We start from the raw sequence: 22,170 nt of genomic DNA, 5'->3' as shown, positions 1-22,170 counted from the left end.
AAATTTACTTCGAACTGAGTTATGTTAAATCCACGACGAAATAAAAATGCAATTGGCGTATGGGGTTTTTGATGCAGGATACAGAGTTGTTTGCCGATGATGAACTTCTTTTTACTGGTGAGGATGCCGATGAGGCGTCTGTAAAAAAGCTAGAGCCTTGGCGTGTTTTGATTGTTGATGATGAGCCGGATGTCCACGCTATGACTCGAATGGTTCTTGGGGATTACGCTTTCGAAGGGCGTAGTCTTGATTTTGTGAGTGCTTTTTCCGGGGAAGAAGCTTTAGGTGTTCTTAAGAAGGACTTCAGCATAGCTGTAGTTCTTTTAGATGTTGTTATGGAAACGAGCACTGCTGGTTTGGATGTTGCTCGCAGGATAAGAACTTTTATTAATAACTCACTTGTACGAATTATCCTTAGAACTGGACAACCCGGGATTGCTCCTGAACATAAAGTCATTACGGATCTTGATATCAATGACTATTGGCAGAAGGCAGAGCTTACATCCCAGAGGTTGAATACTTCCATTACAACTGCTCTTCGCTCTTATCGTGATTTGTGCAAGATCGAGCAAAATAGAGTAAGCCTTGCACAGCTTGCAATGTCTGTGGCACATCAAATACGAAATAGAACAATGACAATCACAGGATTCGCAAATCTTGCCTTGCGCAAATTTGAAGTTGATTCAGACGTAGCGCAGTATCTGAACACGATCACCGAAGAGTCTCGTCGGCTGGAAGAGGTGGTGGATAGTGTGTCTGAGTATGCCTCTATTGATAATTGTGATCACTTAAATTCAGAAATTTTTCAGCTTCTTGAAGATGTAGTCAGTGATACTAAGGTTTTTGCTGCAACATTAGGCAAGAAGGTTGATTTTGTTGTGAGCCTTAAGAGGGCTGTTGTGGATTCCAGAGCAGATCTTTTTAAAAAAGTTATTTTAGAATTACTTAAGAATGCTGTTTTCTTCAGCGATGATGTTTCCCCGCAGGTGGAGCTTGCTGTTGAGGTAGATTCTGAGCTCTGCCAGATACGCATTTCGGATAATGGCCCCGGGGTTGATGATATTGATTTACCATATATTTATGATCCCTTTTTTACTAAACGCCCTGAAGCTGTAGGGATGGGGCTGAGCATAGTCCGCAGGGTTGTTGATGGGTATAATTGGACACTAGAAGTTTCACATGGCACCCCCCACGGGGCCGTATTCTCTTTAACAGTACCTATTTGATTTGGCTGTTAAATATTTAAGAGAGGAAATGTATGATTGCTGATGAAGAAACTGATGGAAATGATGAACTTCTTTTTGCCGAAGAGACCACTGATGACAGTAGCTCTTATGTTTGTGATTCAGCTCGCTCCTGGAAAATACTTATAGTTGACGATGAAAAAGATGTGCACAGTACCACTCGCCTTGTTTTGGATGATGTTAGTTTTGAGGGTGGAAAACTGGAATTCATTAGCGCTTACACTGGTGAAGAGGCTCTTGAAATCATGCGTACGCATTCGGACATTGCTGTCATTCTTCTTGATGTTGTTATGGAAACGACTCATGCGGGTTTGGATGTCGCTCGAATTATCCGTGAAGAAATGGGTAATAAGATGGTCCGCATTATTCTCAGAACCGGACAGCCGGGGCAGGCTCCAGAGCGCAAAGTAATCATCGAGTATGATATTAATGATTATAAGCACAAGGGTGAACTGACGGCCCAAAGATTGTTTACATCTGTCTTCTCTGCCTTGCGCTCGTATCGGGATATTACTGTCATTGATCAAAACCGAAAAGGGCTGAAGCACATAATTGAAGCCTCTGGAAATCTTTTTAAGCAGAAATCCATTGAGCACTTGGCACAGGGGGTTTTGACTCAGATTATATCTTTGCTAGGTCTGAGGGACTCAGTTTATATGGAGAGCAGTGGCTTTGCTGTTTCCAGTGCAGCCAAGGGGCCAATGAACATTATTGCGTCAACTGGCAAGTATTCTCAATGCAACACCACTGTTGAAGATTGTCCTGAAATTTCCAGTGAGACGAAAAAGCATTTTGATGAGATTCGAAGTGTCGGTCGCGGCCAGTTTTTTGGTGGTGATTATTTAGGATTTTTGCCTACAAGGCAAAAGGGTTCCCACCTTTTATATGTTGAGGGGTGTGGGCCTGTTCATAATAAGCAGGATGAAGATCTGCTTCGCATTTTTTCCGATAATGTCGGCATCGCGTTTGACAATCTTTATTTGAATCAAGAAATTCTAGATACGCAGAAAGAGATTGTGAGGATGCTTGGAGAGGTTGTAGAAAATCGCTCTAAGGAAACAGCCTGTCACGTTGTGCGAGTCTCAGAAATAACTAGAATTCTTGCGGAAGCTCTTTCTCTCGACTCTGAATATGTGGATGAATTGTATTATGCTTCTCCTATGCATGATGTCGGAAAAATTGGGATTCCAGATTCAATTTTGCTAAAGCCCGGCAAGCTGACTCCTGCAGAATTTGAAATAATGAAAAACCATACGGATATCGGGCATAGCATTCTTGTTGCCAGCAATAGAAAACTGCTCAAAACGGCAGCAATTATTGCGCATCAGCATCATGAGTATTGGAATGGATCTGGTTATCCTAGAGGTCTTAAAGGTGAAGCGATAGACATTGCCGGAAGGATAACTTGCATCACTGATGTCTTTGACGCTCTCTGCTCGCAAAGAGTTTATAAAGACCCTTGGGATGTTGATCGTGCGCTTGAATTTATAAAAAAGAATCGCGGAATTATGTTTGATCCTGCAATTGTGGATGTGTTCTTTGAAAAGCTCGATCTTATTATGGCTGTCCGTTTAGAGTATAAAGACTGATTATATTAGATTATTTTAGATTGTTATAAATTAAAAAAAGCCCGAAATTTCCTTGCATCATTTGCAGGTTATTTCGGGCTTTTTTATTGTGCTGATATTGACGGCAGTTCCGTCATGTAAGTCAGGATTGCTGATCTATACTATTTCTTTTTCCATGAGATTTCTTCACCCGTAGCTAGGCGGCGGATATTTTCTCTATGAGTCCAGAATAGAATCAAAGTGATAGCACAACCTAGGACTACCGCTCCAAAGCTTCCGGTGAATAGCGCCAGAACAGGAAGAGCCACTGCAAGGGTTAATGATCCCATTGAAACATATCCTGATAATAGAATAACTATCACGCAGAAAAGTACGGCCCAAATTGTTGCCGCAGGGGCAATTGCTAAAAAAGCGCCGATTGATGTTGCAACAGCCTTTCCTCCACGCATGTCCAAGAAGATGGAAAAGACATGACCAATTATTGCTGCTAGAGCTACGAGTGATAGGAACACCCAGTTGTGGCTGTATTGTGATGCCATAGCGACAGGGATAAAACCTTTTGCGATATCTAAAATTAGTGCAGCGATTCCGTATTTGAATCCGCAGAGACGGGCTACATTTGTAGCTCCGGTGTTTTTGCTACCTTCATTACGGGGATCAATACCGCAAGAAATTTTTGCAATCAGAAGCCCGAATGGCAGTGATCCGAGAAAATAAGCAAATAGCAACCAGAATATCCAGAGCATGGACAAACTCCTTTAAGTCTTTATGTTAATAGAATTATTCTTCGAGGGCTTCAACGACCCTGAGTTCATTTGTCAGCGGATCAATCTTATTGAACCTGATTTGAAATAGTTGTCCCGGATATAGTTTATCTCCGAGCATTGGCCGTGGAACTCTGACATTAATCTGAATTTCCGGCATAGAAAGCGATGCCAGCTGGCCGCCATCGTCAACAACTGCAGCGGACTGCCATTTCTTTTTGTTTTGAGCAAGGTAGAGAAGTTTCCAATATCTAGGCCTGAACCTTTGGATCTTAATTACAGCTTGCAGTCGCGTTTGAAGCGTGCTGGCCATTTCTTTTAATTCATCACTGTTCCAGCGGGGCAGTTCCTCATGTAAATAGTGGCATAGCTGAGCCATATTTATCAAGTCTGCATATCTTCTGAGTGGAGACGTTATGGGACTGTATCCGCTCACAGCTAGTGTTGCGTGCCTTTTAGGAACTGTCTCCATCTGTGGAGGAGCCATTAGCCTGACACGTCTATAAATTTCGTGCGGCTCAGTGACAATTCCGCTTAAATCAGATGGAATAGCAATATCCTGCGTTCTGTATAGAAGCGGGAAGTTATGCTCTTCAGCGAATCTACCGAGACCTGAGTTCGCCAGAATCATAAATTCACTTATAATCTGGTCAGCCTTTTGAGTGTCTTCTTTGGACGCAAGTTTCACAACCGGCTTTTCAGGCCAGCCTTCAAGGGAAAGGTCCGGTTCCGGTCTACGGATAACCACAGCACCATTTTTTATTCTGCGCTTAATAAGTTTTTCAGACAACTCATAAGCCAGAGTCATTTCATCATCTGTGCCTTCGTCAAGCATTTTTTCAACAGCGATATAGGTGCTGTTATCTGTGATTTTTACCCATCCATTTTTAGGATGAATTGAATCCAGTTCTCCGTTGGAGTCCAGCTCGAAAGTTGTAATCAACGCAGGTCTGATTTCTCCTGCAAATAAACTTAAAGCACCAATGCCCAACTCTTCGGGGAGCATGTGGCTGGTGCCTTCAGGAAGATAAATACTGGTGCCTCTGTCGAATGCGGCTTTGTCCAGTTCTCCTCCAAAATCCCAATCCATGCAGGGGCGAGCAAGAGCAATGGTTAACGTGTAGCCGCCGTCATCATTCTTTACAAGATTGAAAGCGTCATCAATGTCGCGGGTCGTTGCGGCATCAATACTGCGCATGGCAAGCGGGCATGGAGTTGCGGCTTTGCTCTCAACGGACTTAATGATTCTGTCAATTTCTTCGGCATGATCCGCGGCCCAGCTATTGTCTGGAACGTAGTCAGCTTCGTTAAATAGAAAGTTGTGATGCGGATGTATTATTCCCCATCCCTGAGCTAAAAGAAGAGCTAAATGAGGATGGTCTGGAAGTGCTTTTTTTAGACCGATCCACATTTTGTGAGATTTTTCATCATTTGTGCCGGCAATGCGTTCAAGCAGGAACGCTTTCAAGCTCTCGGCAGTGTCTTCAGACATGTCAGGAATTTGATCAGGCCGAATTGTCCCACCGGTTTCACGAGCAGCCCAGACCGCTTTGAAAAGCTCTTGTCCAGCCGTCATGGCTTCTTCGCGTTGCTTTTCTTCAGTTTGTAAAGAAAGTCGCTGTTCAACCTTTTCTTCGGTGTAAATCACAAATTCAGGGGGCTGAAATTTGAAGTGAGTTTTAGCCGCGAGCATCCCTCGTCCCATGGCTGAAATCTGGTCAGCATCAGGGTTTTCCCATAGCAAACCTGCAAACCACGTAAGCGGGGCTTTTTCTACTTCTCCCTGTGCAAGCTCCCAGATATCCATGACATCAAGTCCAGCTTGGAGCTCTCCGCGGTTTTCCTGATGACTTATCATCAGGTCCAGCATTTCCTGGCGCGACGCATCAGGAGAATATTGCGGCCCAACCCATGGTAAAACACGGGCGGCAGGCATTTTCGTTTCGCGCTTATTAATCGTGTAGAGTTTTAGCTTGCCGGCTTGCTCTTCAATTACAAAAGCAAGTTGGGGCTGATTGCCATGCATAAACTCTACAATATTTCCAGGCGCGACATAACGCCCATCCGTAAATAAAGACATTTAATTCCCGAACTCCGCCGCGATATGTGCGGAAAGAGTTAGTGCGTACTTGATTGAAATTTAGTGGATATCTAAAATCCCGGGCACCTCTTACAAGGTGTCCGGGGAGGTTTCGTATCATAATTAGTCTGGTATTGAAAACGGTGCGAACTCTCCATATTGGATAGAAATCACCATTTTGAATCATCCGTTCCTAATGCTTAAAGGAGCGCTGTCCGGTGAAGACCATTGCAACCTGCGGAGAAGCTTCGTTCACAGCCTGAATGATTTCATTATCTCTAATGGAACCACCGGGCTGAGCAATAGCAGTAATGCCGGTTGCCATGCAGATGTCTACGCCGTCGCGGAAAGGGAAGAAACCGTCAGAAACAAGAACAGACCCGATAAGTCCGCCTTTGGCTCTAATAGCTTTTTCTTCAATAATAGCGAGGCTGGCTGCAGCTTCTTTATCTTTCATAGCTTTCAATTTGAGTTCAAAAATAGACATTTTGAATTCTTCAAATGCTAGAAGGTCAGCATACTTAGTGCGCGCTTTAGTCACAGCAAGTTCAACACAACCAACTCTGTCCTGTTCGCCAGTTCCGATAGCGGTGGTTACACCGTTGCGGACGAAAATAACTGAGTTAGAAGTTACGCCTGCTTCAACTGCCCATGCAAATAAGAGATCGTCAGCTTCTTTTTTTGTAGGGGTACGAGCTGTGTAGCTGGTACCGTCTTTTTCAGCTGAAGCGGGAATGAAGTCGTCTGCGCTGAGGATTTTGTTGCGGAAAGAAAACTGTATAACCATGCCGCCGTCCATGAGCGACTTGATGTCGAGGAAAGGCTGCCCGATAAGTTTATCGAGATTCATGATTCCCGGGATCTGGAGAATTCGAAGGTTTTTGCGTTTCTTAAGAACTTCCAGAGTTCCTTCTTCGAAAGCAGGAGCTGCTACAACTTCGAAATATGCGTTGTCGATGACTTCAACAGCTTCCATTGTCAAAGGACGGTTAACAATAATAGCTCCGCCGAAAGCTGCGATGCGGTCAGCCTGAAATGCGTTTTCAAGAGCCTTGCCTACGCCTTCTTCGGACCATGCTGCGCCGCAAGGGTTGTTATGCTTAAGGATAATAGCTGCGGGTTTAGCTGAAAGATATTGTAGGATGTTCAGCGCATTATCAACGTCGGTAAGGTTTGTTTTACCGGGGTGTTTGCCTGCCTGAAGCATGTTTTCTTCGGTTAAAGCTGAGACAAGTCCCTGACCTTCTCCGCGAAATTTAACACCATCAAATTCGAGTCCGCCAGCAACTAGTTCATAAAGAGCTGCGGGCTGATCAGGATTTTCGCCGTAACGAAGTCCTTTGGTTTCACCTTCGATATCCCAGGTTCTTTTTTTGAAAGTTAATTCCTGCTCACCTAAACGGACTGTCATGTCCGCAGGAAAGGGGTCCTGAGAAAGAGTATTGTACATTTTTTTGAGATCGCTCATGGGTATTCTCCTGAATTATTGCCTTGTGGATGAACGCTAATAGCACAGCATCACCCGGTGGGCAATTTTGAATTGCGGTGTTACCCCGCTTTTTGTTAGGCTTGCCCGGCCGGAGGTTTTTTATGAATGTTTATGTTTTTAATAACTTCGGTCACTACTTTATCTGGAGATAATAAATGTCTGAAGGTTATATGGAAAAAGCACTGCTGAAGTTAGCAAGGCAGCTTAACGCTTACGATGAAGCTTCTTTAACTGCGCTATGGAATAAATATGAAGCCACAGTGTCTGAATTCGAGCCCACTAGAAAGTGGGAAGAAGCAGCAGTTGTTTTCGGCATGATACAGGCCGTACGCCTTAAAAACCAGCTTTTCAATTATCATTGGGCAGATTCTTGCGGGCCGGAGGCCATGTCTCCGAGGCCTGATTTTGTTCCTGTAAAAAGCGATGAAGCGCAATTTGAAGGAATAGCTCAGAAGTCTGATTCTAAGTCAGACGGAGAATCAGGGGGCGGGGACGACAAGAAAAGGCGTAAGGTACTTAGCTTCACGTCCCGGAAGGATAGCTAACCCTTTCATTGTATAATAGTAGTAGCGAATGCTTTCTACGTAATCGACACCTTCATATCCACGAGTGTACCCATAGCGGGTCTGTGAATGATATTTGGGCATGGTCAGTAAAGGAAAGATCTGTTTTAAAGATCTCCACGTGTCGGGTGCTTTTCCTAGGTAATCAGAAATATCTATTGCATCGTAGACGTGACCTAGCCCTTGATTGTAGGCCGCAAGAGTGAATAGCCAGCGGTTCCAGCCATCAACATCACGGCTACCTAATTTATTCCATAAAAATCTTAAGTACTTGGCCCCGCCAGTTATAGACTGTTCGGGGTCAAGCCTGCTGGAGATGCCCATGAGTTGGGCCGTGTCTTCGGTTAATTGCATTAATCCTCTGACTCCGGTTTTACTCCGGGCCAGCGGATCAAATCGCGACTCTTGATACATGACAGCTGCTAGGAGCAGTGGGTCAATATTATATTTTTTTGCCGCTTTAAGAATATATTTGCGATAAAATGGAAGTTTTTCTCTTATATCTTTACGCAGAGAGTATAGTTCGTAGAAGTCTGTTTCATCTGGAATAAAACCAAAATACATTTCGCGTTTATCTTCAATTGTTCCGTTGGTCGTGATCTGGTTCCAGAAATCTTCGCTAGTTTCGGACAATCCGCGAATGTCATCACGCCAGTACCAGCGATATTCAAGATCGTCGCCAAAGTTATCTGTTACTCGAAGTCGATGTAAAAAAGGTTGAAGAGGTTTAAATGCTCCGGCCTCAACGAGGTGGAACCTGAAATTTTTATCATCATTTAGCTTAAGAAGCGGAGCCAGATGGGTCGCGTTGCTGCTGGTAATAAGCGTCGGTTTGCAGACAAGATAGCCCGACAGGTCATCAAATATCTTTTGAAGTCCTGAATGTTTAGGCGCAAAAATAGTCTGGTCGCATAGCTCAAATGGAGTTCTAAGTTCAAATCTACGGATATTATGCAGAATAAGTGCAGGGCTTTTTTCGTAAACGGGCCCAGCTTTTATAGGGATAGATGGTTTGAATATACTAGGGTTATAACCGCTTGCTAGCAGCAAGTCGGCGCGGCCTTTCAAAAGAGCTTCGAAGGCTTCTTTATGGGTCGGATATGGAGTTATTTCTAGTTCTATGTTGCTATAATTGCTGAATTCATCTAATATTTCGCGGTCAAATCCTGGACCCCATGGAGAAAGTTTCGGGAAATTTCTTTCAATGTTCACAGCCGCGACTCGAATGGTCTTTGGAAGAGGGAATTCGTGTTTTATTAAATATAAAAATAAAATAGCAGAAAGACACAGTAAGTACGCAACAATATTGAATATATGTTGTGAAAAAAGTGTCAAAGTGCCCTTTGTTGGGCGATTTAATTTACTAAAGTGTATTGACATTATCCTCAATAATTTTTTACGCAAAAAACCCGTCTGCCGTGCAAAATACAATATTTTCTCTTTTTTAGGGAAAAAAAGATGGCGGTAAAACGAATTCGTTTTTATATCTATACGTCAGACGCAGTGTCGCTATCAAGTCATCAAATTGCAGAAAAATCTCGCGGGTCTTTTTTCCGTTAGAGAAAACTGCCCAAGGAGCTACTTAGGAATGTCGAATACGGTAATAGTTGGAACCCAATGGGGCGATGAAGGCAAAGGTAAAATTGTGGACATGCTTGCACAGCAGGCAGGCGCAATTGTTCGTTTTCAGGGTGGAAACAATGCGGGTCATACTCTCGTAGTTGCTGGCGAACAGTGTATCCTTCATCTTATCCCTTCCGGCGTTCTTCATCCCGGTAAGAAGTGTCTCATTGGGAACGGAGTTGTTTTAGACCCCGAAGTTTTCCTTAAAGAGATCGACGGTCTCGACGCTAAGGGCATTGATGTCTCACCTGAGCGCATGACAATCAGTAAAAAAGCACAGATTATCATGTCCTACCACAGAATGATGGACAACTGCAGAGAGTCTGTCAAATCTGATGATAGCAAAATCGGCACAACTGGTCGCGGAATCGGTCCTTGTTACGAGGACAAAATGAATCGTGTCGGTATTCGCGCTGCGGATTTAGCTGATCCTGAACTTCTTCGTACTAAAATCGTTGATGCTCTTCAGGAAAAAAATGTTTTATTTAAAAATCTTTTCAATGTTGAACCTCTTGATCCAGAAGAAGTTTATCAGCATATACTTCCTGTTGCAGAGAGAATTAAGCCTTTCCTTGGCGATGTTTCTTCAGTCATTCAGGACGTCAACAAAGACGGCGGAATGGTTCTTTTCGAAGGAGCGCAGGGAATTCAGCTTGATATCGATCACGGAACCTACCCGTTCGTAACATCATCTAATACTGTTGCAGGTAACGCTGCTGCTGGTGCTGGTTGTGGACCTCGTAGTCTGAACCGTATCATCGGAATTCTTAAAGCGTACACCACGAGAGTTGGTAGTGGACCTTTCGCTACTGAGCTTTTCGACAACGTTGGTGAAACTTTACAGAAGAACGGCCATGAGTTCGGCGCAACTACAGGCAGAAAACGCCGTTGCGGATGGCTCGATATGGTCATCATCCGTGAAACTGCTCGTCTTTGTGATCTCACTGAATTTGCTCTCACCAAGCTTGATGTTTTATCCGGCCTTGATGAAATTAAAATTTGTGTAGCTTACAAATATCGCGGCGAAGAAGTGGCTTATCCTCCGCAGGAACAGAACGGAATGGCTCACGTAGAGCCTGTATATGAATCCATGCCGGGCTGGTCCGAAGACATCACAACTGCACGCAGTTACGACGATCTTCCAGAGGCTGCTCAGAATTACATCGCACGCATCGAAGAATTGTCCGAAGTTAAAGTCGCTATCGTTTCCGTTGGTCCCGATAGAGCTGAGACAATAGTAAGATAAGTATGTTTACAGGCATAAAAGAGACTGCATCACGGCAGACAATAGTTCTGCCCCGATTAGCCAAATTGGCTTTGCAGCCTCCGCAGTGCCTGCTAATTGAAGGTGGAACCGCCGAAGACCGGCTGGACATGTCCCGTTACTGGGCTTGTCTGCTCAATTGCGAAGGTGAGAATACTCCCTGCGGCAGTTGTCAGTCCTGTCTTCAAATCGCCGATAACGCCTTCAATGATTTCCTATTGATTGACCGCATCGACGAAGATGGTGTCGAGAAACAGGATATTCCCGTAGATAATGTTCGCAAGTATCTCTCGGTCTGGGGCCAACCGCCCCATGGCCGAGGTACTCGCGTTACTGTTGTTGAGGAAGCACAGCACCTCAACCTTAATTCCGGCAACGCCCTCCTAAAGACTCTCGAAGAACCACGTCCCGGAAATGTATTTGTTCTCACAGCACCGCAACGCGAAAGACTCCTCGGAACTTTAGTGTCGCGAAGCTGGGTAATAACTCTTGCGTGGCCCACAGAGGTTAATAACAGCCCCGAAGTAGCTGAGTGGGTAAGTGGTATGCTTACTTTCTGGCGATCAGGGCAGGGCTGGTTTGCACGAACTTCTGCAAAGGGAGCTCTTACCAAGGAGCAGGCGTTGAAAGTCGTCATAGGCTGTCAGAGAGAGCTTCGTAATTCTTTGATGAATCCTGAAATGACTCCAGCAGCAAGCGCAATGTCCGGCCTTTTCGATCCCAAAGGACTGCGCAGGCTCGATCTCGTTCTAGGCAAAGCGCAAGATTCACTAAATTACAACGTAAACCCAGCCCTCGTACTCGACTGGGTTTGCACCGCCGCCATGCCCCGCAAACGAAGATAAAAATTTTAGTTTACTAATTTCTACGCACAGTTCACCACACGCATTCGCAATCTTCCCATACTCTCGTGCCTTCACACTTGAGCTTCATGCACTCATGTATTTCGTAATTCCACAAAAAGTTAATCTACACTTAAATTTTATATGTCTGCGACGCTTTTTAAGGCTTGATTGCTCTGCGGGCTTTAGGAATCAGATGATTTCGCCTTCCGCTGGACCAGAAGGCCATGGGCCCTCTGGACTCCCTTTTAGGGGGGAAGTTAATTATTAATTCCCTTTTTGTTTGATATTGTTGTAATTGAGTAGTGGTTTGAATTTGTTTGCCAATTACAATGTTCCAAATGAACGGGGTTTTATATGGGTTTATTTAGCGATAATTTCTGGAGCAAGAGTTCTGATTCGGTCTTGGTTGATTTAAAGTCGAGTATTGCTGGCCTTGATCAGGATGAAGCAGAGGCTCGGCTTAAAGAGTTTGGACCTAATACTCTTAAGAAAGAAGCTCATCACAGCTTGCTATATTTATTTATTGAACAGTTCAAAAGTCCCATCATAATCATACTTATTTGTGCCGCAATTCTTTCCGTTGCCCTTGGTGATAGTTCAGATGCCATCATCATAATGGTGATAATTTTAGCTAGTGGATTGCTTGGATTCTGGCAGGAAAAAGGAGCCGCTGGCGCTGTTGAATCACTGCTTGAGACAGTTGAGACCAAGGCAGATGTAATGCGTGGTGGGATTAGTATTCAAGTTCCCGTTGATGAAATCGTCCCTGGAGATATAATTAAACTTCACGCCGGAAAGGGCATTCCGGGTGATTGCCGAATACTCGAATCGCGAGATTTATTTGTTAACGAAGCCGCGCTCACGGGCGAAACTTTTCCCGTAGAAAAAGATGCAGTCCCTCGTGCGCTAGATGCTCCACTTGCCGCAAGATCAAATAGTCTTTTCATGGGCACTCACGTCATGAGTGGAAAGGGTAAAGCTGTTGTTGTCTCAACTGCTCTTGGGACTGAGTTTGGTAAAATTTCAAAACGATTGAAACTTCGTCCAGCGGAAACTGAATTTGAACGTGGAATTAGAAAATTCGGTTACCTTCTGATGGAAGTCACGTTTGTTCTGGTTGTTATAATTTTTGCGGTAAACGTCTATTTTCATAAACCAATCCTTGATTCACTTTTGTTCTCATTGGCCCTTGCAGTGGGACTTACTCCACAGCTTCTCCCTGTAATAATCAGTGTTAATCTCGCGAATGGTGCAAAACGTATGGCGCAGCATAAGGTTATAGTGCGCCGGCTTTCATCTATAGAAAATTTTGGAAGCATGAATGTTTTATGCTCGGATAAAACGGGTACTCTTACCGATGGTACGGTTAGGCTTAAAGGTGCATACGATATTCATGGCGAAGAGAGTGAAGCGATTCTCAAATATGCTTATCTCAATTCATATTTTGAAACTGGTTTTATAAGTCCGATTGATGAAGCTATCCGGTCCATGGAATCGTTTGATGTTTCTGAATATACGAAAACAGACGAAGTTCCGTATGATTTTATCCGTAAAAGATTGAGTGTCCTTGTTAAAAAAGGGGGCGATACTAAGTCTGTCATGGTTACGAAAGGGGCCTTAAGTAATATCTTAGATTCATGCACCAGAGCTGTGACTTATAGCGGAAAAGTGGTGGATATTGAGGATGTTGTTGATACCGTTCAAGCCAAGTTTGAGGAGTTCAGCTCGCAAGGTTTTCGGGTTCTTGGGGTGTCGAAGCGTGAATTCCCATTTGGTGCTGAAGTGAATAAAGATGATGAAGTCGATATGACTTTCATTGGCTTTCTATCATTCTGGGACCCTCCGAAAGAGGGCATTGCTAAGACCATTGCCAAGCTGAATAGCATGGGAGTCTCGCTAAAAGTTATCACTGGAGATAATAGGCATATTGCTGCGAAGGTTGCCTCGGAAATAGGTTTAAAAGATCCAGTGATTTTGACTGGTTCAGATATAAATATTATGCGCGATGAAGCTCTGGTTCAGCGCGTGCGCTCGGTCAATATTTTTGCAGAAATAGAACCTAACCAAAAAGAAGACATTGTGCTTGCGCTCAAAAAGGCGGGCGAGGTCGTCGGCTATATGGGAGATGGAATTAATGATGCTTCCGCACTCAGAGCTGCCGATGTTGGGATTTCAGTCGATAGCGCCGTGGATGTTGCAAAGGAAACAGCAGATATTGTGCTGCTTGAAAAAGATTTAGGCGTGCTCGAGCATGGAATAATAGAAGGGCGCAAAACCTTTGCGAACACTCTTAAATATGTGTTCATGGCAACCAGTGCTAATTTCGGAAATATGTTCTCTATGGCAGGAGCTAGCTTGTTTCTGCCATTCTTGCCGTTATTGCCGAAGCAGGTTTTGCTTACCAATTTATTTACCGATTTGCCTGAGATGACCATTGCCACTGACAATGTGGATCAAATCAATATTGATAAGCCGCGCCGCTGGGATATCGGGTTTATCAAAAAGTTCATGATCGTTTTTGGTATAGTCAGTTCAGTCTTTGATTTCATGACCTTTGGCGTTCTTCTCTATATTTTAGATGCTTCACCGGAAGAGTTCAGGACGGGCTGGTTTCTGGAATCGATTGTATCAGCGACAATGATTGTACTTGTTATCCGCACCAGACTTCCATTTTATAAGAGTAAGCCTGGCAAGCATCTCGTGTATGCGACTCTTGCTGTAATCGCGATGGTGCACGTGCTTCCATATAGTCCAATTGCGCCACTCCTAGGCTTCAAGCCATTGCCGCTAAGCTTTTTGGTAGCTATGTGGGTAATCGTAGGTCTGTACGTAGTTGGGGCTGAGTATGCAAAGAAGCTGTTCTATAAGCATGTTGGTGGATAGAGGGTGTGAATTTTTTGTGAGTATGTAGGTATCGAATTTTACGTTGCCCATTAAAAAACCCCGGTCAGACAAATGAGTCCGACCGGGGGTTAGATACTTTTTCCAAGTTACTTAAATACGCGCTTAAACTCTTAAATCGTTTTAAATCAGTTTTTTTCCGAGTTAATTCAGAATACGATTTTCAACTACTTAACTGTTTAATTTGTTGGTTTCGAGTTAATTCGAACTACGCGCTATAACCGCATTGAGGGGTTCCATTTAATCGCTGTGCCGGATTGCCCGGCTGTTTCCAGTCTCTCCGTGGGCCCGAAGAGGAGATTCTTATAGAACTCTCGCAGTAGGATTACCCCTCAGCTTGAGCCTTCAATGGCGGCTCGTTATGTGAAAGTGATTTCAAGACTATATTCACTCCCGTTGGGGTTAAGTAAGAAAAACTGCTTTAAGGTTTTCCCTTACCGTTGACTAGAATGTACGCCCGCTGAAGATACCCGTCAACATGTTTTTAGTATTTTGTTGGTTCTTTTTTTTACATCAAACTATGTAGTGGTAATAATTGTATTTATATTAGTATGTTATGTATGTGTTTCGAAGTTGATTTTTTTGAATAAATATGAATTTTATTGAGTTTAATCGTAGAATTACAATATAATTCACTTATGATTGAGTTTTTTAGAGCTAGCTCTCAATGTCAAAATGAGCTGTTTTTATGTTTATAAAAACGGAAAAAAGTACAAAAAAAGCCCCGATCAGAATATTGAATTCCGATCGGGGTGTTTTGAATCTGTTACTTACGAGTTTCTACTAAAAACGCGTCTTAACCATTTGTAGGGGTTCCGCCATTTCGCTGTGCCGGATGCCCGGCTGTTTCCAGTTTCTCCTAGGCCCACTAAGGAGATCCGTACAGAACTCTCGCGTTTGGTAGCCCCTCTGGCCGAGCCTCTAAGTCAGGCTCATTATGGGATTTAAATATCAACGCTAAGTTGACTCCCGTTGAGGGTTAGATAAAAAGTCATTTCCATGACTGCCTTTACCTCTTGATTCAAAGATACGCTTCTGGGAATAATGCGTCAACACATTCCTAGATTTTATTTAGAACTTTTAATAAAACCCTAAATAAACTGCATTAATTTAGAAATAAAGTGCTGTTGGAGCGACTGAATCAGCTTTTTCTGTGCCAGTAAGGACCATTGCCTGAGTGAATTCAGACTTCAATTGATCGATGTATTTCTCTGCGCCTTCTTGCAATCCACCCATGGTCGCGATGGAGAAAGGGCGTCCGATCATGACTGCATCTGCGCCCAGAGCGAGCATTTTAAGAACGTCAATACCGGTTCTAACACCGCCATCCACCATAATGCAGCACTGGCCTGCAACAGCTTCAGATATAGCTTGCAATACTTCCGCAGTTCCAGGACATGAATCAAGAACACGTCCGCCATGGTTTGAAACAACAATACCCTTAGCACCGGCATCAATAGCCATCTTTGCTTCATCTGGGGTCATTATTCCTTTCAATATGAAGTCGGCATCAACTGACTCAATTATGTCGCGCAATTTACTAATCGGCTTGGGAGAAACAGGTCTGCCCATTTTTCTAAGGGTGATAAGACCAGCCGCATCGATGTCCATTCCGATGATTTTAGCACCTGTTCGATCAGCTTTTTCAAGTTTCATATGAAGTTCAGCTTCTTCCCAGGGTTTAATAAAAGGAATGCCATGTCCGCCCACTTCTTCAATTGCGTTAAATCCGCTCTGATAGATGAATTCTGGAACGCCATCTCCGGTACAACCGATGATTCCTTTCGCGGTGCAAGCTTTGAGTTTTGCAGAAATGTAATCCGCTTCCTCTATTTTTCCGCCCATATTAAAGGAGACTCCGCCAATGGGAGCGGCAAGTACGGGGATATCAAGCTTCATGCCCATGATATTTACGCTGGTATCCGGTTCACAGAAATCGTGGATGGTGCGCATGTTCAGCTTTATGTCTGCAAGAGCTTTAACATTGTTTTTAAAGCTGGAAGCTGTACCTAATCCGCCCATTCCGGGGACTTCGCCTGCACAGGCTTTACCGTTGCATACGGGACAAACCTTACAGAAGCCTTTCATTAATTCTTTAGCGTTTTCGCGAACTGATTTCATGTCAATTACTCCTGAATATAAATTAAAGTACTTTGAAAAATATAAATATTGAGATTTTAGTCTCAGAGCTATTCAATCTTACTAATTAAAAAAGGCTGATCAGCATTTTACTTGCCACAATGAAAAGTAGAATTGCAAAAATCATTTTAAGTTTAGCAACAGGCAGGCTGTGAGCAAGTTTTGCACCGAACGGGGCCGTAAGCATGCTTGTGGACACAATACCAATAAGGGCTGGCAAGTATACGTAACCGATTGTCCATTCAGGTAGTCCTTGATCGCCTATCCCTGTCCAAACAAAACCTGCTGTTCCGGCTAAAGCAATGGGCAATCCGATTGCCGCTGCAGTACCGATAGCTGTGTGAATTTGAATGTTACACATGGTCAGGAATGGAACAGTAAGTGTTCCCCCACCAATACCTACAAGGCTGGACATACCCCCGATAATGTTACCGGCTCCGAACATTCCCCATTTTTTAGGAATATCGCGCGAAGCTTTTGGCTTAAGGCCCAGAAGCATCTGAGATGCTACATAGTAAAGGAACACGATGAAGATTATTTTCAGGACAGTTGTATTTAAGTAGGATGCGAAACAAGACCCCAAAAATGTACCAATCAAAATACCCGGTGTGATGGTCTTAAAAATATCCCAACGAATAGCGCCTCTTTTGTTATGAGCACGCATGCTGGAAATCGAGGTGAAAATAATGGTTGCAAGAGAAGTTCCCAGTGCAACATGCATCAGCTGGCCCTCAGTAACTCCTAGAGGAGGAAGTGCGAAATAAAGAATCGGGACAATCACAAGCCCGCCACCAATACCCAGAAGCCCTGCAAGAACTCCGGCAAATGCACCAAGTATTACAAAAATAAATAAGGTCGTAATCACAGTCGGTTCCTCTCTTTCATTAAATATTTTATAATTAATCAGAGCCAGTTGCAGCAGATTCTACATCTTCGATATGTTGCTTCATCACTTTGCGAGCCGTTTCTGAATCATGCTTTTCAAATGCTTCCAGCAAATTAAAATGCGCTGTCATAGACTTTTCCAGCCGCCGTTTGTTTTGCAAAGGTTCCGAGCGGCTTTCATCCATAATCTTACTTAGCGCGTCCAGCATGTCTGGAAAAATACTATTGCCCGTTGCCAGCGCAATTTCATGATGAAACTGCGCGTCAAGGTCGCTACTATCTTCGCCTGCGCGAAGTCTAATTTCTTGATTGCAAACAATCACTTTCATGCGATTGAGCGTGTCATCATCGATGGAGATAGCAGCAAGGGCCGCAATCTGAGGTTCAACAATTTTTCGAAATTCAAAAATGTCGCTTATCCGTTTTTTTTGATCCGCAAAAGCTTCAGAAAAAGCATCAATAATCTGTGAATCAGCGCCAGCAAGGATATAAGTTCCATCGCCGCGTCTGCTTTCAACTAAATTTTTGTGCACAAGCGACTTAATAGCTTCACGAACAGAACTACGGGAAACCTTAAATTTTTCCGCAAGGCTGCGCTCAGAAGGAAGTTTATCTCCCTGCTGCAATTCACCGGATTTTATAAGCTCTGTTATCTGGTTCGCAACAGATTCATAAACCGGATTCTGCATGTTTTTAATGTTCATAGTCGGTCCTACCAATTTTATTAGCTAGTAATTGGTCAGACCAATATCATTGTTTATTTGATCATGCAATAAAAAGAACCCCCGCAGAATTGTTATTCTACGGGGGTAGGGGACTAATTTAATAGCAGGTTTACTTTTCTGGCTAGGGCTGAACAGTTAGAGTGTATCTCTTGTTCCAGTCCAGATATTTGTTGATGAGCACTCGTACTTCTGGTGCGCTCATCTTCGCTGCTTTTTCGATAATCTTGATGCCCATATCAGGCTCGAATCCTCTCACTATGAGGCTCGCAGATTCTCTGCTCCTTGATAGCAAGCTCTGATGATCCGAATAGTATTCGCCTCTCAGAATATTTCTTGCGCGCTGAATTTCATCTTCTGGAAGATCTTCTTTTTGCAGCATTACAACTGTTTTTTCAAATCCAGCCATTGCCTGTTCTACTTGTTCTGGCTTGGTGCCGATGTAGAAGGCCATGAATCCGGTTTTTGGTGCCTGCCAGAGGAAGGCCGTTACAGTGTAACCAAGGCCCTGCTTGTCGCGTAGGTCACGGAACAGTAATCCGCTTTGTCCTGCTAGAGCCGCTCTTAGTAGAGACAGGCCAGCAGTGGCTTCTTCATCTTCCATTCCGGGAACTGGGAACACAGCCATTAGATGTGCCTGATTACGATCCGGCAGAGTCAGCTCAAGACTGTTTTCATCTCCCCAAGTAGGTACTGGAATTTCTACGGGCTTATCTTTCTTGACCAGTTTAGCATCAAGTTCGTAGGCAAAGTCCATAACTGCGTCGCGATCATAATCACCGCAGACAGCTATTACAAACGGCCGTGTTGACTGTCTTGTCCAGAACTCACGAATGTTTTCTTCCGTGAAATCCATAACCGTTTTCGGTACACCTAAGTGGTAATATGAGTAGCTTCCGTCTTTAAACAGAAACGGGAATATGTTTCGGAAGGCAAGGCCCATAGCGCGATCTTCTTTGCGCTTAATAGCTGAAACCTGATCCTGTTTAGCGCGGTCAATTTCTTCTGCCGCAAAACGTGGAGCTGTAAGAATTTCACTGATAAGCGGGAATACGTCCGCTGTGAATTTTGAAGGGAACTTAGAGCTGATTGAGAATATTTCGCGTCCGGCAGAAGCTCCGATGGAGGTAGCCCGGTCAGAAACGTAATCTTCAAATTCAGTGGCATTCATGCTGGCTGTTCCGCGAGTTAGACTTTGCGAAACAAGAGCTGAAAGGCCTTGCTCATCTCTAGACAGATCTGCATCTCCGCCAGTCCAGTACATGGACATCGCGGTGTAGGGCAGAGTGGTGTCAGGAATAAAGACAAGCTTGCTGCCGTTGGCAAGTTCAATTGTGGCTGCTTCACCAGGACCAGACATATTGCTTTCGCCTGCGTCTGCTTTTTTGGTAGTCCAGTTGGCGGCGATAATGTCTTCAATGTTCTTTTCAGTTACTTTTGAACCTTCGGGCATGAGCATGCAGGATGCCAGCTTTTCAGGAACGAAGTATTCTTCGTAAAGTTCCTGAAGCTGAGCGCGGGAAATGTTCTTTACATCGTAAAGGTAATTTTCCTCAGCTTGCTGTCCACCTTCAAAGAACTGGAAGTAACCAAGCTTTGATGCAAGGCCGGAAAGTGTTTCTTTGGTAAGGAAAAGTGAATCTTCGAGATTCATGGAAACGCGGTCCATTTCACGGTCGGTGAACTGGTTGAAATCGACGGAAGACATTTCCACCATGAGCTCTTTCCAGAACTCTTCAACTTTGTCCGCATCGAGGGTCGCGAAAATGTAGAGCATGCCCGAGCGTTCAAGCGTCAGGGATGACACTGAAATACTATCGACCATTCTCTTTTCATATTTAAATTTGCGGTAAAGCTTAGAAGTTTCTCCGCCACCTAATAGTTCACAAAGAGTTTCAAGTCCTGCAACTTTCGCAGAGCTTAAGCCGGGAATTGGCAGAGCTGCACCTATGTACGCTTTGTTCCATTTTCCGGGGATTATCTTTACTGTTGTTTTACCTGTTTCAGGAAATGGGAATTCGACAGGAGGAACAACAGGCTGTGATGATTTTAATGAACCGCATAAGCGTTCTGCTTCAAGGGCAACCTGTTCAGGATCAATCTTACCTACAACGCTAAGTAGCATTGACTGCGGCTGATAAAGTCTGTCGATGTATGCGTGAATATCTTCGGAAGATATTTTTTCAACAGTTTCACGGTAGCCGATAATGGGCCACTGGTAGCTGGTATCTTTCCATACTATGGATTGCAGAGTCTTGAATATTCTGCTTCCGGGATTGTCTTCGCCTCTTTCCAATTCGGAAAGAACAACTTCGCGTTCGGACTTTAATTCTTCTGGATCAATTTTGCCGTTGAACGCCATATCTGTAACGATATCCATGCCGAGCTTCCACTCATTTTCGGGCACTTCAACGTAATATACTGTGTAGTCGAAACTTGTCGCGGCATTCATATCACCGCCGATAGATTCGATTTCAAGAGCAGTCTGCCCAGGGGCGCGTTTTTCGGTCCCTTTAAAAACCATATGCTCGAGAAGATGGCTGATGCCGGCCTGATCAGGTGTCTCGTAAGCCGATCCGGCATGAACAAACAGACGTACATTGACCAGAGGAAATCTAGTGTCTTCCTTTATAAGGAGAGTCATGCCGTTTTTGAGCTTGATCGTATGTGGACCTTCTCCTGATGCAAGTACATCGGAAATTTCTTTTTTAAGTTCTGTTATGGCGGCTTTTTCGGCAGAGCTTTTAGTCTGAGAAGTGGCCTGAGATTCGTTCACGGCTGGAGCAGCATTTGTAACGATCTCTTCAGACAGGGCGGTGGCGTCCTGCTTTTTTGTTTGTGCGGTTCTTTCAACCTTACATCCGGCAGTCATTATAAGTACTCCGAGTAGAAGGAGAAGGATGGATAGCTTTTCAATTCTGAATCCTTTTGCGGTAAAATCAGCCGCGTATTTTTGATGGGGGAACATGTCTCTTAAACTCCCGTATGTCAATGGTGTTTTGCCGTGGAAATAACACTCAATATTTAGAGCAAATCTAATTACCTTACTTGGTCAAGTAGAACTAAGCATCGGACGCTATGTGGTCAACGGAAGATTGTAAATAGCAATGGTTTCATTTTCAAATGCAAAAATACGGAATTTGTTGTAATGCTAATTTTGTTAAATAGTTGAATGTATGATGACTTTATAAGAAACGGGGCGTTGCTCGTTTGTTAATTTGAGAAGGGGTTTATTGTTAATTGCTGTTATAATTTATAATAAACTTTCTTAAAGATTAAAAATGCGTTCTCAATTGTGCAAGATGTGGAACGTCAAAAGTAGTTTTACAAGATTGATTGATTGACAAACCAATCGATGATATACAATATTTCAACCCAATAAATGATAGTTGCGAGGTATCTTTTAAATACTTAAATGGAGGTGCTGATGTCTTTTGATTTACCTGTCACGGCTGCCAAGTCGGGCAAAACTGATGCTATTCTGGACTGGCTTCAGATGATTTCCGGTGTAGCGCTCATCATTTTCGTGTTTATGCATATGACTCTTGTTTCAAGCGTACTGGTTAATCCTGAAATTATGGACGCTATTGCTCATAAGTATGAAGCGAATTACATGGCTCAGGTCGGCGGACCTTTGCTTTTCTTGGTCTTCCTTTTTCATTTTTATGTTGCAGCTCGTAAGATTCCATTCAGGCTTGAAGGTCAGAAGACCATTTGGGCTCATGCCAAAATGTTGAACCACAGAGACACTTGGCTTTGGATTGTTCAGGTTACTTCCGCAATGATTATCCTCATTATGGGTTCAATCCACATGTGGACTGTTCTTAGCGAACTGCCAATCACTGCTGCTCGCTCCGCTGCTCGTATGCAGTCTGGGCCTTGGGTTTATTTCTACCTTATCTTAGCTCCGCTGGTTGTTCTGCATGTTGTTGCAGGGTTTTACCGTATTGCCGTTAAGTGGGGTGTTGCTAAGGATTATTCGCGCGATAAGCTCAATAAGATTGCAATTGGTCTCGGAGCTTTTTTTCTCGTCCTCGGCCTTGCGACAATTGTTCGTTATATGACTCTGGGAGTATAAGGGGG

Annotated in this window: 15 protein-coding genes; 7 read left to right on the top strand and 8 right to left on the bottom strand. The window is 43.8% G+C overall.

The window, feature by feature from the left end; translation table 11 throughout:
* The first annotated feature begins 71 nt into the window (after nucleotides 1-71).
* Both BR06_RS0101295 and BR06_RS0101290 read left to right on the top strand, forming a co-directional pair.
* A complete protein-coding gene (locus tag BR06_RS0101295; protein ID WP_031479342.1) occupies nucleotides 72-1,226 on the top strand; it encodes an ATP-binding response regulator in 1,155 nt (384 codons plus the stop codon).
* A gap of 32 nt (nucleotides 1,227-1,258) precedes the next feature.
* Nucleotides 1,259-2,833 carry a response regulator gene (locus BR06_RS0101290; protein ID WP_031479340.1) on the top strand — a complete coding sequence of 525 codons (1,575 nt, stop codon included), beginning with the start codon at nucleotides 1,259-1,261 and terminating at the stop codon, nucleotides 2,831-2,833.
* Nucleotides 2,834-2,973: 140 nt separating this feature from the next.
* On the opposite strand, the gene plsY is transcribed toward BR06_RS0101290, so the two are convergent.
* The 3 genes from plsY to BR06_RS0101275 form a co-directional block, all read right to left on the bottom strand.
* Nucleotides 2,974-3,558 (bottom strand): glycerol-3-phosphate 1-O-acyltransferase PlsY, encoded by a 585-nt coding sequence (plsY, locus tag BR06_RS0101285; protein ID WP_031479338.1) that lies wholly within the window; start codon nucleotides 3,556-3,558, stop codon nucleotides 2,974-2,976.
* 34 nt (nucleotides 3,559-3,592) lie between these two features.
* Nucleotides 3,593-5,656, bottom strand: a complete 2,064-nt coding sequence (locus tag BR06_RS0101280) for a ribonuclease catalytic domain-containing protein (RefSeq protein WP_031479336.1) — start codon at nucleotides 5,654-5,656, stop codon at nucleotides 3,593-3,595.
* Between the two features lie 193 nt (nucleotides 5,657-5,849).
* Complete coding sequence (locus BR06_RS0101275; protein WP_031479334.1) at nucleotides 5,850-7,124, bottom strand: IMP cyclohydrolase; 1,275 nt, start codon at nucleotides 7,122-7,124, stop codon at nucleotides 5,850-5,852.
* Nucleotides 7,125-7,300: 176 nt separating this feature from the next.
* On the opposite strand from BR06_RS0101275, the gene BR06_RS0101270 reads away from it, so the two are divergent.
* Nucleotides 7,301-7,690, top strand: coding sequence for a hypothetical protein (locus BR06_RS0101270; protein ID WP_031479332.1), 390 nt, complete (start codon nucleotides 7,301-7,303; stop codon nucleotides 7,688-7,690).
* Here the strand turns inward: BR06_RS0101270 and BR06_RS0101265 are convergent.
* Nucleotides 7,625-8,920 (bottom strand): MltF family protein, encoded by a 1,296-nt coding sequence (locus BR06_RS0101265; RefSeq protein ID WP_235727636.1) that lies wholly within the window; start codon nucleotides 8,918-8,920, stop codon nucleotides 7,625-7,627. The genes BR06_RS0101270 and BR06_RS0101265 overlap by 66 nt on opposite strands.
* Before the next feature lie 376 nt (nucleotides 8,921-9,296).
* On the opposite strand from BR06_RS0101265, the gene BR06_RS0101260 reads away from it, so the two are divergent.
* The 3 genes from BR06_RS0101260 (at nucleotide 9,297) to mgtA (ending at nucleotide 14,323) form a co-directional block, all read left to right on the top strand.
* Nucleotides 9,297-10,577 (top strand): adenylosuccinate synthase, encoded by a 1,281-nt coding sequence (locus tag BR06_RS0101260; protein ID WP_031479328.1) that lies wholly within the window; start codon nucleotides 9,297-9,299, stop codon nucleotides 10,575-10,577.
* A 2-nt stretch (nucleotides 10,578-10,579) separates the two neighbouring features.
* Nucleotides 10,580-11,440 carry a DNA polymerase III subunit delta' gene (locus BR06_RS0101255; protein ID WP_031479326.1) on the top strand — a complete coding sequence of 287 codons (861 nt, stop codon included), beginning with the start codon at nucleotides 10,580-10,582 and terminating at the stop codon, nucleotides 11,438-11,440.
* Nucleotides 11,441-11,794: 354 nt separating this feature from the next.
* Complete coding sequence (gene mgtA / locus BR06_RS0101250; protein WP_031479324.1) at nucleotides 11,795-14,323, top strand: magnesium-translocating P-type ATPase; 2,529 nt, start codon at nucleotides 11,795-11,797, stop codon at nucleotides 14,321-14,323.
* 1,128 nt (nucleotides 14,324-15,451) lie between these two features.
* Here mgtA and BR06_RS0101245 read toward each other — a convergent pair.
* The 4 genes from BR06_RS0101245 to BR06_RS0101230 all read right to left on the bottom strand — a co-directional run bounded on the left by BR06_RS0101245 (nucleotide 15,452) and on the right by BR06_RS0101230 (nucleotide 21,055).
* Complete coding sequence (locus BR06_RS0101245) at nucleotides 15,452-16,462, bottom strand: alpha-hydroxy-acid oxidizing protein (RefSeq protein ID WP_031479322.1); 1,011 nt, start codon at nucleotides 16,460-16,462, stop codon at nucleotides 15,452-15,454.
* An 85-nt stretch (nucleotides 16,463-16,547) separates the two neighbouring features.
* Nucleotides 16,548-17,345, bottom strand: coding sequence for a sulfite exporter TauE/SafE family protein (locus BR06_RS0101240; protein ID WP_031479320.1), 798 nt, complete (start codon nucleotides 17,343-17,345; stop codon nucleotides 16,548-16,550).
* Nucleotides 17,346-17,379: 34 nt separating this feature from the next.
* Nucleotides 17,380-18,069, bottom strand: coding sequence for a FadR/GntR family transcriptional regulator (locus tag BR06_RS0101235; RefSeq protein WP_031479318.1), 690 nt, complete (start codon nucleotides 18,067-18,069; stop codon nucleotides 17,380-17,382).
* Between the two features lie 142 nt (nucleotides 18,070-18,211).
* Nucleotides 18,212-21,055: a M16 family metallopeptidase gene (locus tag BR06_RS0101230; RefSeq protein WP_031479316.1), complete on the bottom strand. Its 2,844-nt coding sequence runs from the start codon at nucleotides 21,053-21,055 to the stop codon at nucleotides 18,212-18,214.
* A gap of 459 nt (nucleotides 21,056-21,514) precedes the next feature.
* On the opposite strand from BR06_RS0101230, the gene BR06_RS0101225 reads away from it, so the two are divergent.
* Nucleotides 21,515-22,165: a fumarate reductase gene (locus BR06_RS0101225; RefSeq protein WP_031479314.1), complete on the top strand. Its 651-nt coding sequence runs from the start codon at nucleotides 21,515-21,517 to the stop codon at nucleotides 22,163-22,165.
* The last annotated feature ends 5 nt before the right edge of the window (nucleotides 22,166-22,170 follow it).

This window comes from Maridesulfovibrio frigidus DSM 17176 (assembly GCF_000711735.1).
Classification (GTDB): Bacteria; Desulfobacterota; Desulfovibrionia; order Desulfovibrionales; family Desulfovibrionaceae; genus Maridesulfovibrio; species Maridesulfovibrio frigidus.
The sequence above is the reverse complement of the archived record's forward strand: the minus strand, read 5'-3'. Positions and strand labels throughout refer to the sequence as shown.

Bases quoted from the DNA above. Each gene is read 5' to 3' on its own strand.
- BR06_RS0101295 (WP_031479342.1), top strand. From the start codon at position 72: ATGCAGGATACAGAGTTGTTTGCCGATGATGAACTTCTTTTTACTGGT.
- BR06_RS0101290 (WP_031479340.1), top strand. From the start codon at position 1,259: ATGATTGCTGATGAAGAAACTGATGGAAATGATGAACTTCTTTTTGCC.
- plsY (WP_031479338.1), bottom strand. From the start codon at position 3,558: ATGCTCTGGATATTCTGGTTGCTATTTGCTTATTTTCTCGGATCACTG.
- BR06_RS0101280 (WP_031479336.1), bottom strand. From the start codon at position 5,656: ATGTCTTTATTTACGGATGGGCGTTATGTCGCGCCTGGAAATATTGTA.
- BR06_RS0101275 (WP_031479334.1), bottom strand. From the start codon at position 7,124: ATGAGCGATCTCAAAAAAATGTACAATACTCTTTCTCAGGACCCCTTT.
- BR06_RS0101270 (WP_031479332.1), top strand. From the start codon at position 7,301: ATGTCTGAAGGTTATATGGAAAAAGCACTGCTGAAGTTAGCAAGGCAG.
- BR06_RS0101260 (WP_031479328.1), top strand. From the start codon at position 9,297: ATGTCGAATACGGTAATAGTTGGAACCCAATGGGGCGATGAAGGCAAA.
- BR06_RS0101255 (WP_031479326.1), top strand. From the start codon at position 10,580: ATGTTTACAGGCATAAAAGAGACTGCATCACGGCAGACAATAGTTCTG.
- mgtA (WP_031479324.1), top strand. From the start codon at position 11,795: ATGGGTTTATTTAGCGATAATTTCTGGAGCAAGAGTTCTGATTCGGTC.
- BR06_RS0101245 (WP_031479322.1), bottom strand. From the start codon at position 16,462: ATGAAATCAGTTCGCGAAAACGCTAAAGAATTAATGAAAGGCTTCTGT.
- BR06_RS0101235 (WP_031479318.1), bottom strand. From the start codon at position 18,069: ATGAACATTAAAAACATGCAGAATCCGGTTTATGAATCTGTTGCGAAC.
- BR06_RS0101230 (WP_031479316.1), bottom strand. From the start codon at position 21,055: ATGTTCCCCCATCAAAAATACGCGGCTGATTTTACCGCAAAAGGATTC.
- BR06_RS0101225 (WP_031479314.1), top strand. From the start codon at position 21,515: ATGTCTTTTGATTTACCTGTCACGGCTGCCAAGTCGGGCAAAACTGAT.